Source organism: Natronolimnohabitans sp. A-GB9 (genome assembly GCF_030848565.1).
GTDB lineage: Archaea > Halobacteriota > Halobacteria > Halobacteriales > Natrialbaceae > Natronolimnohabitans.
The window spans coordinates 56,230-69,594 of sequence record NZ_JAVDDV010000008.1 but is presented as its reverse complement, the minus strand read 5'-3'; the positions used below and the strand labels follow the sequence as shown (position 1 = coordinate 69,594).

19 protein-coding genes are annotated in these 13,365 nt (G+C 63.8%); 7 read left to right on the top strand and 12 right to left on the bottom strand.

Features of this window, described 5'->3' with window-relative positions:
- Positions 1-53: 53 nt before the first annotated feature.
- A complete protein-coding gene (locus RBH26_RS12330) occupies positions 54-1,004 on the top strand; it encodes a phytoene/squalene synthase family protein (RefSeq protein ID WP_306758616.1) in 951 nt (316 codons plus the stop codon).
- A gap of 155 nt (positions 1,005-1,159) precedes the next feature.
- On the top strand, positions 1,160-1,315 hold the full coding sequence (locus RBH26_RS12325) for a hypothetical protein (RefSeq protein WP_306758615.1): 156 nt from the start codon (positions 1,160-1,162) through the stop codon (positions 1,313-1,315).
- A 74-nt stretch (positions 1,316-1,389) separates the two neighbouring features.
- Here RBH26_RS12325 and cruF read toward each other — a convergent pair whose 3' ends face one another.
- Genes cruF through crtI form a run of 3 tightly spaced genes read right to left on the bottom strand, consistent with a single transcriptional unit; the run spans position 1,390 to position 4,625 of the window.
- Positions 1,390-2,250: a bisanhydrobacterioruberin hydratase gene (gene cruF / locus RBH26_RS12320; protein ID WP_306758614.1), complete on the bottom strand. Its 861-nt coding sequence runs from the start codon at positions 2,248-2,250 to the stop codon at positions 1,390-1,392.
- 1 nt (position 2,251) lies between these two features.
- Complete coding sequence (locus RBH26_RS12315; protein ID WP_306758613.1) at positions 2,252-3,115, bottom strand: prenyltransferase; 864 nt, start codon at positions 3,113-3,115, stop codon at positions 2,252-2,254.
- Between the two features lie 13 nt (positions 3,116-3,128).
- A complete protein-coding gene (crtI, locus tag RBH26_RS12310) occupies positions 3,129-4,625 on the bottom strand; it encodes a phytoene desaturase family protein (RefSeq protein ID WP_306758612.1) in 1,497 nt (498 codons plus the stop codon).
- 113 nt (positions 4,626-4,738) lie between these two features.
- Between crtI and RBH26_RS12305 the strand changes: the two genes are divergently transcribed.
- Positions 4,739-5,443 (top strand): SDR family oxidoreductase, encoded by a 705-nt coding sequence (locus RBH26_RS12305; RefSeq protein ID WP_306758611.1) that lies wholly within the window; start codon positions 4,739-4,741, stop codon positions 5,441-5,443.
- A 65-nt stretch (positions 5,444-5,508) separates the two neighbouring features.
- On the opposite strand, the gene RBH26_RS12300 is transcribed toward RBH26_RS12305, so the two are convergent.
- The 6 genes from RBH26_RS12300 to RBH26_RS12275 all read right to left on the bottom strand — a co-directional run bounded on the left by RBH26_RS12300 (position 5,509) and on the right by RBH26_RS12275 (position 8,460).
- Positions 5,509-5,817 (bottom strand): translation initiation factor eIF-1A, encoded by a 309-nt coding sequence (locus RBH26_RS12300; RefSeq protein WP_306758610.1) that lies wholly within the window; start codon positions 5,815-5,817, stop codon positions 5,509-5,511.
- Positions 5,818-5,921: 104 nt separating this feature from the next.
- Positions 5,922-6,434 (bottom strand): hypothetical protein, encoded by a 513-nt coding sequence (locus tag RBH26_RS12295; protein WP_306758609.1) that lies wholly within the window; start codon positions 6,432-6,434, stop codon positions 5,922-5,924.
- Between the two features lie 85 nt (positions 6,435-6,519).
- A complete protein-coding gene (locus RBH26_RS12290) occupies positions 6,520-6,948 on the bottom strand; it encodes a plastocyanin/azurin family copper-binding protein (protein WP_306758608.1) in 429 nt (142 codons plus the stop codon).
- 6 nt (positions 6,949-6,954) lie between these two features.
- On the bottom strand, positions 6,955-7,530 hold the full coding sequence (locus RBH26_RS12285; protein WP_306758607.1) for a hypothetical protein: 576 nt from the start codon (positions 7,528-7,530) through the stop codon (positions 6,955-6,957).
- Between the two features lie 142 nt (positions 7,531-7,672).
- Entirely contained in the window at positions 7,673-8,044 is a 372-nt protein-coding gene (locus RBH26_RS12280) for a helix-turn-helix domain-containing protein (RefSeq protein WP_306758606.1), read from the bottom strand.
- A 137-nt stretch (positions 8,045-8,181) separates the two neighbouring features.
- Complete coding sequence (locus RBH26_RS12275) at positions 8,182-8,460, bottom strand: hypothetical protein (RefSeq protein WP_306758605.1); 279 nt, start codon at positions 8,458-8,460, stop codon at positions 8,182-8,184.
- Between the two features lie 177 nt (positions 8,461-8,637).
- On the opposite strand from RBH26_RS12275, the gene RBH26_RS12270 reads away from it, so the two are divergent.
- A complete protein-coding gene (locus RBH26_RS12270) occupies positions 8,638-8,886 on the top strand; it encodes a hypothetical protein (protein WP_306758604.1) in 249 nt (82 codons plus the stop codon).
- A gap of 179 nt (positions 8,887-9,065) precedes the next feature.
- Here RBH26_RS12270 and RBH26_RS12265 read toward each other — a convergent pair whose 3' ends face one another.
- The 3 genes from RBH26_RS12265 to RBH26_RS12255 all read right to left on the bottom strand — a co-directional run bounded on the left by RBH26_RS12265 (position 9,066) and on the right by RBH26_RS12255 (position 10,475).
- Positions 9,066-9,515, bottom strand: a complete 450-nt coding sequence (locus RBH26_RS12265) for a CBS domain-containing protein (RefSeq protein ID WP_306758603.1) — start codon at positions 9,513-9,515, stop codon at positions 9,066-9,068.
- Between the two features lie 167 nt (positions 9,516-9,682).
- Positions 9,683-9,805: a rubrerythrin-like domain-containing protein gene (locus RBH26_RS12260; protein ID WP_306758602.1), complete on the bottom strand. Its 123-nt coding sequence runs from the start codon at positions 9,803-9,805 to the stop codon at positions 9,683-9,685.
- 175 nt (positions 9,806-9,980) lie between these two features.
- Positions 9,981-10,475: a hypothetical protein gene (locus RBH26_RS12255; RefSeq protein ID WP_306758601.1), complete on the bottom strand. Its 495-nt coding sequence runs from the start codon at positions 10,473-10,475 to the stop codon at positions 9,981-9,983.
- Between the two features lie 197 nt (positions 10,476-10,672).
- Here RBH26_RS12255 and RBH26_RS12250 point away from each other — a divergent pair, with 197 nt between their 5' ends.
- The 3 genes from RBH26_RS12250 to RBH26_RS12240 all read left to right on the top strand — a co-directional run bounded on the left by RBH26_RS12250 (position 10,673) and on the right by RBH26_RS12240 (position 13,343).
- Complete coding sequence (locus tag RBH26_RS12250) at positions 10,673-12,313, top strand: AMP-binding protein (RefSeq protein ID WP_306758600.1); 1,641 nt, start codon at positions 10,673-10,675, stop codon at positions 12,311-12,313.
- A gap of 83 nt (positions 12,314-12,396) precedes the next feature.
- A complete protein-coding gene (locus RBH26_RS12245; protein ID WP_306758599.1) occupies positions 12,397-12,822 on the top strand; it encodes a universal stress protein in 426 nt (141 codons plus the stop codon).
- 74 nt (positions 12,823-12,896) lie between these two features.
- Positions 12,897-13,343: a universal stress protein gene (locus RBH26_RS12240; protein WP_306758598.1), complete on the top strand. Its 447-nt coding sequence runs from the start codon at positions 12,897-12,899 to the stop codon at positions 13,341-13,343.
- The last annotated feature ends 22 nt before the right edge of the window (positions 13,344-13,365 follow it).

Below are 13,365 nucleotides of genomic sequence, written 5' to 3'. Positions count from 1 at the left end.
GACCTGTTGTACGGCATACATCCCACGGCTGTCAGCTGTGTACGAGGTCGAGAATGCAACAGGAACATATCGACGCGGGGAAGGAGATTCAACAGCAAACTGGGAAGACGTTCTATCTCGCAACCAAGTTTCTCCCGAAGCGAGTTCGCCACGCCACACACGTCCTCTATGGCTTCTTCCGTATCGCCGACGAGGTCGTCGACGACGCCGACGGTGTCGCCCCCGAGACCCAGTACGCCGAACTCGAGTCTCTCCGCGAGCAAGCGCTCGGTGAGACCGGCCCCGACGGACCCGTCCTCGAGGCGTTCGAACAGCTCCGGCGGGAGTACGGGATCGACGACGCCGAGATCGACGCCTTCATCGACGCAATGCAGACCGACATCGACACCGACCGGTACGAGACCTACGCCGACCTCGAGTCGTACATGCGCGGCTCGGCGGCCGCCGTCGGCGTGATGATGACCGCGGTTATGGACCCCGACGATCGCGAGACGGCACTCCCTCACGCCATCAGACTCGGCGAGGCGTTCCAGATGACGAACTTCCTGCGGGACGTCCGAGAAGACATCCTCGAACGCGGCCGGATCTACCTTCCACAGGAGACGCTTCGCACACACGACGTCGACCCCGCCCAGATCGAACGCCTCGAGCACTCGGAGTCGTTCGCAACGGCGATGGCAGCGGAGCTCAAGCGAACGGAAGCGCTCTACCGAGAGGGCGTCGCCGGGATCCGTTATCTGCCCGAGGACTGCCAGCTGCCGGTCCTCCTCGCGGCCGTCCTCTATGCCGAACACCACACGCTCATCCGCGCCCAGGAGTACGACGTCCTCTCACAGGAACCGTCGCTCTCGACGAGCCGCAAGCTGTGGTGTCTCGCGAAGACTCGCTGGCACTGGCACTGGAACCGCGACCCCGAGGCGGTCTTCAATCGCGTCTCTGCGGTCCCCACGCCCGAGACCGATCACAGCGAGCCCGGCCACGGGAGTCGCGTGCCGACACAGTAACGCGGCGATCGATTCCAGTAGTCGATACGATTCCCGGATACTCCCTCGAGCGACACTGTACGTTCGACACGCCGAACAGGTCACCTGCCGCTCCGTCGACCACGCCCAACACACGTTGGGAGAACCGTCATCCTCGCGGCAGTCGTTGGTGCCGTATGGCAACACAGAACACGTCGGAGAGAGCCATCGTAAACTGTCTCGAGTGCGGTGCCATCGTCGCAGCCGAGGCGGCCAACGACGGCTCGTTCGTTCCGATCGGGACGGAAGACGAGTGTACCTGCGGTTCTAGTGCGTTCCGTAAGTTCCGATAACGTCTGCCGAACGGACCGGTGATTACCGATAACGGCACCCGCGTTCTGTCGCTGTCGGTCGACGCCGTGACCCGTCAGCCGGGCAGTGAGCGACGGATCATCTCCCGATCGTACCGGTCGGTCCGAAACAGACCGAGACAGAACAACCCAGCCACGCCGGCCGCCACCCAGTTGCCATAGAGGACGTTGATCGTCCCCCAGAGCAACACGAAACTCACCAGATCGTCGAGGAGGAACTCACAGTCACGGACCCGCTCGAGCAACGCTGCACGGTCGAAGGCGAGATCGACGAGGACGACCGCGACGGTTCCCGAGATGACCCAGCCGACGTAGTTCGAGACCGGCACGCCGTAGTAGACGCCGGCGGGCTCGAACGCCCAGAAGCCGACGGCGACGGCGGCCGGATCGAGTACGAGATCGATCGCGACGACGGCTACGATGGCGACGGGAATCCGGACGAACGGGGTTTCGGTCCACGCTCCGAAGACCAGCAGCGTCAGGAGGTACGCGTTCAGTACCAGCGGAATGAAAAACAGCGGCAGCGCTATCGGGACCGCCCCGAGGAGCATCGGGCCGAGCTGGATCGTATACTCGAAGGCGCCGTAGGGCCAGTCCGTCCGGACGCCGATCAGTTCGATAGCGTAGGTATACGCCGTCAGGGCGCCCAGACAGCCAAGCGCCCACCAGCCGATCTTCGGTAACAGTCCGACGAGCAGCGGCGAGCGCATCACCAGCGTCCCGAAGAGGATCAACAACGGGTTGTACGCCAGCGGCTCGGGGAGCAGCCCCTCCGCGCTGCCGACCAGCGTCACCGCGCCGACGAACGGGAAGACGACCGCGATGGTAAAGCGGTTCTCACGGATGATCGCCTCGAGATGCCGCTGGACGGTCGCACGCGTTCCGTCGGTTCGAAGTCGTGAGTTCGTCGTATCCATCTCAGATCAGCCTCCAGAGTCCGCCCATCGTCAGCGCCGCGCCAACGACCGTGTTGATCGCTGGGAACCACCAGTAGGCGCGGTCGACGGCCACGCTCGAGGCGACGATCGCCGCGACGAGGCCGGGGTAGACGAGCATGAGCGCACCCAAGCGAACGTCGACTGCGGCGAAAGCGACGGCGCTTGCGAGCCAGCAGCCAGCACAGTAGGCGTAGGTCCGACGCTCGCCGAGCACCGTCGCGGTCGTTCGGATCCCCGTCTCCCGGTCGGGTTCGATGTCGGGGATCGCCGAAAAGGTGTGCATCCCCATCGCCCACAGCCAGCCCCCGAGGACGGCGAGGATGGGTGGCTGGGTCCCCGCGACAGCGGCGTAGGCCGCCGCGCCCGGCGCGATATACAGTCCGTTGGAGATCGAATCAAACAGCGGCGTGGTTTTGAATCGGACCGGCGGCGCGCTGTAGGCTGCCCCGAGGACGAGAAAGACCGCGATCCAGGGCCAGGCCGCGGCCGGGAGCAACGGAACCAGCGCCAGTCCGAGCAGGGCACAGGCGACGACGGCGACGGGGACGATCCGCTGGCCGCGATAGCGTGCCTCCCGCCGTTCTTTCTTCGGGTTCGCGGCGTCGATCTCGCGGTCGTACACGTCGTTGACACCGTAGAGAAAGACGTTCGCCGGAACGAGGAAGTAGACGAACAGCGCGATCGCGGCGGGGGCAAGCAGGTCGCCGACGGCGTCGGCCGCATAGGCGACGCCGACGAGGACCGGCCCGGCCAGATAGAGCCAGAACCGTGGCCGCGAGAGCGTTAGCAGGTACGACAGCTGCGTGCCGAGTCCGTTGTTCGAGGACGTCGATGAAGCCGTCATCTGTTGGGATCGCTCACTGTCCCGTCGGCCGTCCGTAATCCTCGAGGACCGCCTCGGCGGTCAACTCGCCGCTGATCAGACACATCGGCACACCGATCCCGGGCGTGGTGTCGCCGCCGACGAAGTACAGCCCCTCGAGTCCTTTCGAGCGGTGCGGTGGCCGGAACAGCGACGTCTGGCGCAGCGTGTGGGCCAGTCCGAGGGCAGTCCCGTCGTAGCTGTTGTATCGGGACGCGAAGTCCTCGACGCAGAACCGTTCCTCGAAGACGATCCGATCGCGCAGGTCGGTACCGGTGTTGTCGGCGACGTCCGCGAGGATCCGGTCGCGGTACTCCTGGCGGATCTCGGGGGTGTCCTCGAGGCCAGGCGCGATCGGAACGAGGACGAACAGCGCGCTGTGGCCGTCTGGGGCGACCGTATCGTCGGTCTCGGACGGAACGCACAGGTAGTAGGCCGGGTCGTCGGGCCAGGCAGGCTCCTCGAAGATCCGGTCGAAGTGGTCCTGCCAGTCGGTCGGCAAGACGAGCGTGTGGTGGGCCAACTCGTCGACGTCTCCCTCGACGCCGAGATAGAGCAGAAACGCCGACGGCGCATACGTCCGAGACTCCCAGTAGTCGGCGTCGTAGCCGCGTCGCTCTGGCGGGAGCAGTTCCTGCTCGGTGTGGGCATAGTCCGCGTTGCTGACTACCAGATCGGGGCGCAGCGGTCCCTGTGGCGTCTCGACGAGGAAAGCGCCTTCGCGGCCCTTGATCGCCGTCGCCGGCCGGTCGGTGTCGTAGGTGACGCCGAGTTCCCGGCCGAGCTCGACGATGGCGTCGACGACGGCGCCGATACCGCCGTCGGGGTACCAGACGCCGAGGTTGAAATCGACGTGGCTCATCAGATTATAGAGCGCCGGCGTGTTCGTCGGTGAGCCACCCAGAAACACCAGCGTGTACTGCATGATCTGCTGGAGCTTCGGGTGATCGAAGTAGCCCTCGACGTGGCCCTGCATCGACCCCAGCAGGGAGAGGCCACGGGCCTGCTTTGCGACGTCGATGTCGATATAATCACGCAGCCGCGTTCGGTCCTTATAGACGAAGTGTTTCATCCCGACCTCGTAGTTCTCACGGGATTTCTCGAGGTAGCGTTCTAGGGCATCGCCCGCGCCGTCCTCGTACTCCTCGAAGACGCGTTTAGTGCGCTCTCTGTCCGGCGTGACATCGACACGGTCGCCGTCTTTGAAGAAGATCCGGTAGTGGGGGTCGAGCTGTGTGAGTGTGTAGTAGTCCGACGGCGTCCGATCGAAGTCGGCGAAGAACCGCTCGAAGACGTCGGGCATCAGGTACCACGACGGACCCATATCGAAGCGAAAGCCGTCCCGCTCGAGGCGACTGGCTCGGCCGCCGAGTTGCTCGTTTTTCTCGATCACGTGGACGTCGGCACCGGCGTCGGCGAGATAACAGGCCGTCGACAGCCCGCCGACACCGGCACCGATCACGACGACGGACTCACCGGCCAGCGATTGCATAGTGTATCCTGAGTGTTGTGTCACTGATAAATGTAAGGCATACCAACGTAGGGCTCCGCATTTTACGCTTGCTTTGCCGGCAGTATAGTGTAGCTGGCCCCCGAACGGACGGTATGAACGATCGAACAGTTATCATCACTGGCGGCACCCGCGGAATCGGGCGCGCCGTCGCCGACGCGTTCGTCGACGAGGGTGCAACGGTCGCCATCGGCGCTCGAGACGGCGAGGCGGTCACGGCGACGGTCGACGACCTCGAGGAGCGGTCGTCGTCGGCTGGTGCCGTCGCGGGCGTTCGAACCGACGTCCGTGACGAGTTCGACGTCGAACGACTCGTCGAGACCGCCTCGCGAACCGGTCGATCCGGGATCGACGTCGTGGTTCCTGCGGCCGGCGTCTACCACGGCGAGCCGGGTGCGACGCCGACCGACCGTGAGCCTTACTCGGCGGTCGACGACCACTGGCGCACTAACGGCCGGGGCGTCTTCGCGACGATTCGCGAATCGCTCCCCCATTTGAACGACGATGCCCGCGTGCTCGTTCCGACAGGAGCGGTCGCTCGCGATGGCGAACCGGGGTATGGCTCGTACGCAATCTCGAAGGCGACCGCGGAGGCCGTGGCTCGAGGCTTCGCCGCCGACACCGACTACACCGTCGGGTGTCTGGATCCGGGCCGGGTCGCGACCGACCTGTCGGGCGGGCACGGGCGAGATCCAGAGACCGTCGCGGGAATGTTCGTCTGGGCGGCGACCGACGCCGACGGTGACGAGATCGATGGCGAAATCGTCGGCCTGGTGGAGTGGAAGAAAGCAACACGGTAGAACGCCGTCGCTGGCGAGTCGAAACGACACACTGCAGAAATGCGGTCAGTACGTGTAGCCGAGGTTCAATCGATGTGGCCTTCGCGACGCAGTTGATCTGCGTCCTGGCTGGTGTAGCGCCACTCGATCGTGGCCTTCTCGTCCTGCCAGTCCCAGGGTTCGGCGACGACGATGTCGTCTTGCTCGATCCAGGTTCGGTATTTCATCCGGCCGGGAATGCGGCCGAGACGTTCCTCGCCGTCCTCACAACGGAGCTGGACGTGGTTGCCACCGAGGTGTTCGGTTACGACGGCGAATACTTCGTCGCTGTTGGGCATACGGAGGTTCCGTCGCCCGGAGTCTTCTGTCACAAGCTTACTACGGGGGGAGGACATTTAAAGGATTGGAGATCCGTGGTACCAAACACCGCTATTTTGAACGGGCGACGACGGCGATACGTGATCCGTTCGACGGCCGTCATCGTCGTTCGGTGATGGGATCACAGCTCTCGATCCGAGTCCGGATTCTCGAGTTCCCACAGCAGTTCGGGGAGAAAGGCCTCGAGATTGTCGATGACCCTCCGTTCGCTGACGTGTAGTCCGTCGCAGTGGTCGTGGGCTGACTCGCGGATGTCGACGTGGAGATCACCGTCCTCGAGCCAGACACCAAGCGGGAAGACCGAACAGCGGGTGGGCTTCCAATCTTCCTCGAGGTGGAGCGAACAGAGGCCGTCCTCTCGCAGGAACGCACAGGCACAGCCGTCGTCGGCGACGTGGTCGTCCCGGGCTTTCTCCTCGCGGGTGACGAACTTCTCGCCGCGGAAGTCGGTCGTCGTCTCGGCGAGGTTCGCCCGTTGTGCGAGCTCGAGGAGATCCCTGTCGTAGAGGAGTACACCGTGGTGACAACACCAGGTACAGTCCTCGACGCACTCGAAGGTAAGTTCGGGGTCGAACTCGACGACGACCTCGCGGTCGGGGTAGACTTCGACACGTCGCGTGGCGTCGGCGCTCACAGCCGGTCGGAAGGGGTGGTCGCGGAAGTGCCTTTCTACACGCTGCGGGATCGATAGCGTCGGGCGGGGACGGCATCGCCGTCGGTCACTCGATCTCGACGACACCGTACATGAACCCGGCGTGAGGCGAGCAGTAGTAGGGCTGCGTACCGGGGTCGTCGGCGTCCCATTCGAAGGTGGCACCCGCACTCGCAAGCGTCGCATCGAACACGTCGCCACCGCCGCTGCGGTCGTCGACCTCGTCGGTCGACGTAACGGTGTGGAAGACGCCGTCCGTATTGACCCACTCGATCGTGGTACCCGCGTCGACACGGACGAACGCCGGATCGAAGACGAAGTTCGGTTCGTCCGCGTCCGCGTTGCCCTCGCGCGTCTCGATCTCGACGACGGTTTCATCGTCGCCCGCGCCGTCGCCGTCCTCCCCGAGACAGCCCGCGAACGCAGTCAGTGAGGCGACGCTGCCGGTAGCGACGCCGGCGAGTATTTGCCTTCGGTTCGGTCCTCGATTCCTCATCGGGGATTACTCCTCGGGCGGCGTCGGCATGAACTCGCGGTCGATACCGACCTCGACCGCGCCCCAGTCCATCTCGTGGTCTCGAGTGGCGTGGTGGACGAGCCAGTGACCGTACTGGTCGGGGTCCTGGCCGCCGTGGCCGGCCTCCCAGCTCTCCGCTTCGTGTTTGTGGAAGTGGGTGAACTCCTCATCTTGTCCCGCAGGGATATCGTCTGCCGTGAACTGTCCGCTGACGCCGATCCCGAAGTAGATCAGGTTCTCGGCTTCCTCGACGTTCGGCGCGTCGAAGTGCAAGAACAGCAGCGTGTCCTCGGTGACCCACTTCCAGACGTGTCGCGGCGTATACGACCGTTCGTCGCCGTCGACTTCGTGTTGCTCTTCGCTCATCGGCTGATCGTCGAAGCGTTCGACGAGCGTTTCGATATCGTCCGCCGAGAGCGCCTCGCCCTCAGGAGTGGGCTCGAGACTCGCGAGTTCGTTCGTCTCGTCGTCACCGTTTCCGTTCTCGGCCGCGTCGTCCTCGTCGCCGCCGAGACAGCCGGCAAGGACGATCGCACCGCCAGCGCCCAGCGTCTGTATCATGTGACGTCGATTGATCGGTCGGGATCGTTCGGTTGGCATACGCGTGAACAGATGGCGGGATCGACGATGTCGCTGTGGCGGTTGTGTATCGGTAACGCACGTCCTGCGACAGTTTATATAAAGAAACGGACCGCTATCCGTCTCACGGACTGAACTCGTTGATGCGTCCGTGGACCGTCTCGGCCCACTCGTCGACGGCTTCGTGCATCAGTTCCTGTGCCTCCGGCAACGGAACCGCGAAATACTGATAGACGTATCCCCCGCCCTCGAGAAGCCGTCGTTCGCGGTAGACTAGCTCGGTGTCACAGAGCGTCGACAGCGACCGGTTTACGTTGCTCCGGTCGCGCTCGAGATCGGCGGCGAGTTCGGCGACCGTACTCCCTGGAACTTCGAGTAACTGGAAGTACGTTCGCGCCTCGTGAGGTTGAATCCCGAAAACGCACTCCATGACCCGTTCGAACTCGGGATCGTCCGAAAGCATGAGCGCTTCCATGTTCCGGTCAGTGTCGGTCATTCTCGTCTCGTGTCTCCGACGAGTACCGGGATAACAGTTGGCCGGCTCTGGGTCGATCCGTACACGGTCTTCTGTCTCGTCTGGCCACCCCCAGCCGTGTTCGGGGGCGTGCCGCCATCGGCCGACGGCGATCCGTACTACTCCGCGGCGGAGGCCGAAATATCGGTTTCGGCGTCGGCCTCCGACTTCGCGAGTCGGTACCGCTCGAGACACTCCCGCATCTCCGTTTCGGTCTCGAAGGTGAGCAGTTTCATCGGTGTATCGCAGTAGTACGTCTCGTCCCGCCTGCGAAGCGCCATCTGTAACGTCCTGCCGAGGATCTCGAGTTCGATGATTACCCGGTTGCCGGCGTTGAGTTCGGCTACGATCTCCTTCGCAGTGAGATCGTTTCGATTGATACGGATCGTTTGGGACATGTTCACACTAGACGGACGGCGCGAACAAGAAACTACCTAGACCCCCCCAGCGTCTCCCGGAGCGCGCCCGAACGAATCGGTTCGGACTCGAGAGTTGCCCCGGAGACGACACCGGTCCGGCGGGGATAGGCACATGGAGGGCCGACGTATACCCTGCCGCCCGGCCAACGGGTAGCTATGTGCGCCAACCTCACCATCGACGACGAAGGGAAGCGGGTCGTCAACACGAACGGGAAGGAGATCGGCGTCATCGACGAAGTCGGCACGGGGGTCGCGTACGTCGAACCCGGCGCGGAGATGAGTGAGTCGATCACGTCGCGGCTCCACCGCGACCGCGACGTCGCCGACGGGATGGAGCGGTACCACCTCGACGAGGATCACATCGACGAGATCACCGACGACGAAGTCCGACTGCAGCGATTCTAGTACCGTCCCCAGCGTCGAGTGATGCGTACACACAGCCGACCGCTATCGGTTGTACCCATCACTGCAGGCTGGGGACGCCACTAGTGGCGGTCCACGCCTGAACTGATGGGTCGAATCCTGCGGTGTCGTCCGATTCGACCCAGCAGTCGACGGGTGGAACGGTACTGTGTCCGATGCCACTAGTCGCCAGTGGAGACGACACCCCCGTCGTCGGCGTCGATTCGCATCGGGTCGTCCTGCCAGTCGATCTCGAGTCGTCGCCGCGAGAGGTAGGGGGCGAGCGCCTCGGCCGAGACGAGTCCGCGATAGGTCTCTCCGTCCACGACCGGTAGCTGTTTCACCCCCTCGTCTCCCATTCGCCTGGCCGCCGTCGCGATCGATTCATCCGGACCGATCGTAGCCACTGGCGACGACATGATCGTGGCGACCGGGTGGGGCGCTACGGTTTCGGCCACGTACGCGACGACGTCCGATTCGGTGACGATGCCGACGACGGACTTGTCCTCGAGGACGACCAGTGCCGACACCTCGGGATCGCGAAGCTGCTGTGCGGCCTCGCTGATCGGTGTCTCCGGCCGGAGCGTTCGGGAGGCAGACGTCAGGACGTGTTCGATCGGTATTTCGAGCATCGATTGGAGTGTGGTAACTCGCCACACTACATAATCGCTGTGGACATACGTCCTCTAGATCCTAGTACAGTAGGAACCTGGTCATAATAGTGGCCGAATGGTCTCTGAATGCCCAACAAAAACCGGAGATAGAAACGATTGTAGTGTCGGTCCCGAAAGCGCCGCCATCAATATCGGTTCGTCGTGGACCGTAGCGATCCGCCACAGTCCGGACAGTTCGAACGGTAGGAGACAGGATGCACTTTCGTTGCACAACTTTGACATTCGAAGCGTTTGTCGTATCGTTTCATGTGCTATCTACCCATGGTTCAGGTTATCATGCCACATAATAAGGTTTTCCGTAGACGCAGGTTCTGTTGTCACGTTGGTCCGTCGCAGCCACTTGACGACTCGAGACGGCTGCATTCGCGTTGTCGGTCGGCGAACAGTGCTGTAGCGGGGTCCACCGTCGCCGACGGGGAGCCGTCAGCGTTTCGTCGCCGAACCGATCTCGAAGATCTCCTCGTAGAGGCTGTCGGCGAGCGCGTCGAGGTGCGTTTCCGCTTCGCTTGCGTCCATCGTATCACCGACGCCCTGCCATTCGACGGTCAGTCGAGCGATCGGGACCAACGCGAGACCGCCGATAGTAATCTCGCCGTCCGGCGTGTGGACGATCCACTCCGTCCGCATTCCGTCGGACGACCGGGTAACCTCCTCGACGTGACCCCCGGCCTCGACCCACCGCTCGACGAGGCCGTCCGTGATCCGACGCAGTTTCCGTTCGCCGAGCAGGTGAGCGACGATACCGCCACCAACGAGTGCAACGAACGCCGCGATCGCCATCACCATGCCACCGTACGGGACGTTCAACGATGCTGCCAGTCCGCCCGTTACCACGACCACTCCGACGACCCGCAGATCGACGGCGCTTGGAACGGTTCCGGACCAACTAGTCTCCGGACTCGCTTGCTCGAGTTGCATGTTACTCGAGCGTGGCGGCGGTCGTCGGATAGCCCTTCACCTGTTTCAATCGTGGCTTTATGGCTGTCGATGATGTTCGAAAAGGGGAACGTCGTTGTCTACGGCCGTTTCGCGTCGTTTCTCGAGTGTTTCTTGCCGTTGATCGAATCGATAGTGGTGTCGAAAAACGCTATATGTTAGCACCAGTACACGCGCGTATGTCATGGACGGTGATGCCGACGTTCGAAACGCACGAACGAGCCCACGAGGAGTTCTCGTGGGAGCTTCCCGACGAATTCAACCCCGCGGTCGACTTCCTGCGAAAACACGACGATACGAGTCGAACGGCGCTGCGATACGAGGATCCCGATAGCGGTCTCGAGACCTACTCCTTCGACGACCTCGACGAGCGCTCCGATCGACTCGCGGCCGCACTGGCCGACCGCGGCGTCGAGGCGGGTGACCGCGTCGGCGTCGTCGTGCCACAGAAACCCCAGAACCCGATCACCCACCTGGCGAACTGGAAACTCGGCGCCGTCTCCGTTCCCCTGACCGTTCTCTTCGGCCGCGACGCCCTCCAGTACCGACTTGAGGACAGCGATGCAACGGCGGTCGTCGTCGACCCCAGCGTCCGGGAGGCGATCGAGGAGATCCGCGACGACTGTCCGTCCCTCGAGATCGTCATCGAACTCGGCGACGCCGACACCGTGACGGGTGACGCCGACGCCTTCGACGAACTGCTCGCCGCCGCCGAGCCGGGGATCGACGTCTACGACGCAACACCCGAGACGCCGACGGCGATCATGTACACGAGCGGCTCGACGGGACCACCGAAGGGTGTCCGCCACAGCCACGCGCTGTGGCTCGGCCGGGCCGCTGCGGCGTACAACTACTTCGATCACGGACTCGAGCCGGGGGCGGCGACGCTGTGGACGCCGGCCGACTGGGCCTGGGGCGCCGCCCTCGGCGGAACGCTGTTCGCCGCGTGGCACCACGGCTGTACGGTCGTCGGCTGGCCACGCGACGGGTTCGACCCCGAGGACGCGTATGCCCTCATGGAACGCCACGACGTGACGACGGCGTTCATGCCCCCGACCGCGCTCCGGCTGCTGATGGCTGTCGACGACCCCGAGCAAGCGTACGACCTTTCCCTCGAGACGCTTGCCTCGGCGGGCGAGCCGCTGACCTCGGAGGTCGTCGACTGGGTCGAAGAGACCTTCGCGGACGTCGCGATCAACGAGTTCTACGGCCAGACGGAGCTGAATCTCGTCGTCGGCAACTCCGCGAACTGGTTCGAGACGCAGCCGGGGAGTATGGGGAAACCGTTTCCTGGATACGAGGTCCGGGTGCTCGACCCCGAGACGCGGACGGAACTCCCGACCGGCGAGGTCGGTGAACTCGCCGTCAAGCCCGGTGACCGGCGGGTCTTCTTCGACGAGTACTGGAAACGACCCGAGAAAACGGCCGAGAAGCGGACGGACGACGGCTGGTTCCTCACCGACGACCTCGTTTATCGCGACGACGACGGCTACCTGTGGTTCGTCTCTCGAGCCGACGACGTGATCCTCACGAGCGGCTACCGCGTCGGTCCGATGGAGGTCGAGGAGGCGATCCTCCACCATCCCGAGGCCGAACAGGCCGGCGTCGTCGGCGTCCCCGACGAGACCCGTGGCGAGGCGATCAAAGCGTACGTCCAGCCCGCGACCGACGACTACGATTCCGACCGACTGCGGACGGAGATCCGCGAGCTCGTCCGTGATCGGCTGGCCGAGTACGAGTACCCGAAACACATCGCGTTCGTCGACGAACTCCCGACGACGTCGACCGGGAAGATCCAGCGCCGCTCGCTTCGCGAGTGACGAGGCCGTCGGTCCACCCGACTCGAACCGTCGACATGACAATTGGAGTCGGTTTTATCACTGAGGTGTGTTATATTGTTACTATGTATCGTGTACTGGTACCCGTCGATACGAACGAGGAGCGAGCAGTCACACAGGCCAGGTACGTCTCGTCGCTGCCGAACGCGGCCGACTCCGTCGAAGCGTATCTCCTCTTTATTTTCACCGAGGACGACGAGGAGTTGCCAAAGGACTTCGAACAGTTCAAATCGGCATCGCGGATCGGCTCCGTTCGCCGGGCGATGGACCACCTCGAGGACAACGGCGTCGACGTCACCGTCCTCGAGGGAAGCGGCGACGCCGAGGAAAGCGACATCGTACAGGAGGCCGAGGAGTACGACGTCGACTCGATCGTTCTCGGCGGACGGAAACGCTCCCCGGTCGGGAAAGCAGTGTTCGGCAGCGTCACCCAGTCGGTGATCCTGAACACCGATCGGCCGGTCGTCGTCACGGGCGGCGGGACGGACTGAGAACGCGATTCGGCAGTCCAACCGTTGGAATTGCCGAAACCTACATTCGTCGGCGCGTCGATGTACGCGACGAAATGTACGACCGTATTCTCGTGCCGACTGACGGGAGCGAGCCGGCAGCGGCCGCGATCGAGGAAGGGATCGAACTCGCACGGCAGCAAGACGCCGAGTTACACGCGCTGTACGTCGTCGAACCGATCCCTCTCGGCAGGTTCTCGGCCGGCCCGAAACCGGCGTCCGCGGAGTGGGAGGACGTCGTCGACGAACAGCGATCGGAAGGCGAGGAAGCGACCGCCGACGTCGCCGAACGGGCCGCGGAGTACGACCTCGAGGTCGTCGAGGCGATCGAACACGGGAGCCCACACGCACAGATCCTCAGTTACGTCGACGAGGCGGATATCGACGCGGTCGTGATGGGAACCCACGGTCGGTCGGGTGCGGATCGTCTCGTCCTCGGGAGCGTCACCGAGAAAGTGGTCCGCAAGAGCGAGGTTCCTGTACTCACGGTCAGAGAGACGTGACAGGCAGCCGCCGATCGGTAGT

Coding starts and splice junctions, on each gene's coding strand:
- RBH26_RS12330 (WP_306758616.1), top strand. CDS start 54: ATGCAACAGGAACATATCGACGCGGGGAAGGAGATTCAACAGCAAACT.
- RBH26_RS12325 (WP_306758615.1), top strand. CDS start 1,160: ATGGCAACACAGAACACGTCGGAGAGAGCCATCGTAAACTGTCTCGAG.
- cruF (WP_306758614.1), bottom strand. CDS start 2,250: ATGGATACGACGAACTCACGACTTCGAACCGACGGAACGCGTGCGACC.
- RBH26_RS12315 (WP_306758613.1), bottom strand. CDS start 3,115: ATGACGGCTTCATCGACGTCCTCGAACAACGGACTCGGCACGCAGCTG.
- crtI (WP_306758612.1), bottom strand. CDS start 4,625: ATGCAATCGCTGGCCGGTGAGTCCGTCGTCGTGATCGGTGCCGGTGTC.
- RBH26_RS12305 (WP_306758611.1), top strand. CDS start 4,739: ATGAACGATCGAACAGTTATCATCACTGGCGGCACCCGCGGAATCGGG.
- RBH26_RS12300 (WP_306758610.1), bottom strand. CDS start 5,817: ATGTCCTCCCCCCGTAGTAAGCTTGTGACAGAAGACTCCGGGCGACGG.
- RBH26_RS12290 (WP_306758608.1), bottom strand. CDS start 6,948: ATGAGGAATCGAGGACCGAACCGAAGGCAAATACTCGCCGGCGTCGCT.
- RBH26_RS12285 (WP_306758607.1), bottom strand. CDS start 7,530: ATGATACAGACGCTGGGCGCTGGCGGTGCGATCGTCCTTGCCGGCTGT.
- RBH26_RS12280 (WP_306758606.1), bottom strand. CDS start 8,044: ATGACCGACACTGACCGGAACATGGAAGCGCTCATGCTTTCGGACGAT.
- RBH26_RS12275 (WP_306758605.1), bottom strand. CDS start 8,460: ATGTCCCAAACGATCCGTATCAATCGAAACGATCTCACTGCGAAGGAG.
- RBH26_RS12270 (WP_306758604.1), top strand. CDS start 8,638: ATGTGCGCCAACCTCACCATCGACGACGAAGGGAAGCGGGTCGTCAAC.
- RBH26_RS12265 (WP_306758603.1), bottom strand. CDS start 9,515: ATGCTCGAAATACCGATCGAACACGTCCTGACGTCTGCCTCCCGAACG.
- RBH26_RS12260 (WP_306758602.1), bottom strand. CDS start 9,805: ATGAAACGATACGACAAACGCTTCGAATGTCAAAGTTGTGCAACGAAA.
- RBH26_RS12255 (WP_306758601.1), bottom strand. CDS start 10,475: ATGCAACTCGAGCAAGCGAGTCCGGAGACTAGTTGGTCCGGAACCGTT.
- RBH26_RS12250 (WP_306758600.1), top strand. CDS start 10,673: ATGTCATGGACGGTGATGCCGACGTTCGAAACGCACGAACGAGCCCAC.
- RBH26_RS12245 (WP_306758599.1), top strand. CDS start 12,397: ATGTATCGTGTACTGGTACCCGTCGATACGAACGAGGAGCGAGCAGTC.
- RBH26_RS12240 (WP_306758598.1), top strand. CDS start 12,897: ATGTACGACCGTATTCTCGTGCCGACTGACGGGAGCGAGCCGGCAGCG.